The sequence below is a fragment of the Streptomyces sp. NPDC015125 genome, from assembly GCF_043080045.1.
GTDB lineage: Bacteria > Actinomycetota > Actinomycetes > Streptomycetales > Streptomycetaceae > Streptomyces.
This window is the reverse complement of sequence record NZ_JBIBVF010000068.1, coordinates 1-1,080: the sequence shown is the minus strand read 5'-3', so window position 1 is coordinate 1,080 and position 1,080 is coordinate 1. Positions and strand designations below refer to the sequence as shown.

Annotated in this window: 1 protein-coding gene and 1 pseudogene; one reads left to right on the top strand and one right to left on the bottom strand. The window is 77.4% G+C overall.

Annotated features, from left to right (window positions below; all coding sequences use genetic code 11):
- Positions 1-765: hypothetical protein (locus ACF088_RS41365; RefSeq protein WP_392381137.1), on the bottom strand; the 765-nt coding region annotated here is incomplete at its 3' end.
- Between the two features lie 96 nt (positions 766-861).
- Here ACF088_RS41365 and ACF088_RS41360 point away from each other — a divergent pair.
- Positions 862-1,080, top strand: a pseudogene (locus tag ACF088_RS41360) (NTP pyrophosphohydrolase); the annotation flags it as partial.

Sequence of the window (1,080 nt, the reverse complement as noted above, 5' to 3'; positions counted from 1 at the left end):
GCCGTCGATGACGGTGCGGACGGCGGCCACGGGGCCGGGGCCGACGGCGGCCACCAGGGGTACGGGTTTTCCGCCGGGGCGCCAGGCGCACAGTTCACCCGTGCCGGCGTCGGTGAAGTAGACCGTGGTGTGCTCCGCGGAGGTCGCCAGGGCGCGCAGGGTGCCCGGGCGGACGGCCGCGTCGAGACGCTCCCCCAGCACCGGTCGCGCACCCGCCTTGTCCTGGCTCCAGTGCAGGATGCCGCCCTCGACGGGCGCGTACAGCTGGACCAGGCCGGAGTCGGTCGTAACGGCGGCCGGCGACTCCTGGACGCCGCGGCCCTTCAGGTCCCGCCACGGCTCCCAGCCGCCCTTCTCCTGCTGGGCCACCATGCTCATGCCGCCGCCCCCGTTGCGGACGAAGACATGGGCGCGGCCCTGCGCGTCGACCGCGACGGCGGGGGTTCCGGTGCGGTCGCCCTGCTTGTTGGGGTGGCCGGCCGGCTGCCAGTCGAGGGGCGCGAGCAGCGGCCGGAAGTGCGTGGTGTGCACCAGGGCACAGCGGCCGGCGCCGGTCGGGCGCCAGGCGACCAGGTGGGCGTAGCCGTCGGGGCCCCGGCCGGCCGCGAGGCCGCCCGGGTGCAGTTCCTGGTCGCCGCCGATGCGGCGCGGGGCCTCCCAGGGGCCGGCGGGCGCGCGTTCGGCGCGCCACAGGGCGGCGTCGCCCGACGGGAGGTACACACTGAGGCGGCCGTCGCGGCCGAGGAGAAGCCAGTCGCCAATCACCGCATCACTCTAAGCGGGGCCGTCGGCTCCGTGTCGGTCGGGTACGGCCCTCGCGCTCGGCCCGGGCCAGCGGAGCGGGCGTGCGACCCTGGCGGGATGGAAGAGAACGCGTCCCTGCTCGTGGTCGTCGACGCCGCGAACGTGGTCGGCTCGGTGCCCGACGGCTGGTGGCGGGACCGGCGCGGGGCCGCGGAGCGGTTGCGGGACCGGCTGGCGGCGGACGGGGTGCCGGGGCGGGCCGGGCCGGTGGAGGTCGTGCTCGTCGTCGAGGGCGCGGCCCGCGGGGTGGAGTCCGTGACCGGTGTGCGGGTGGAG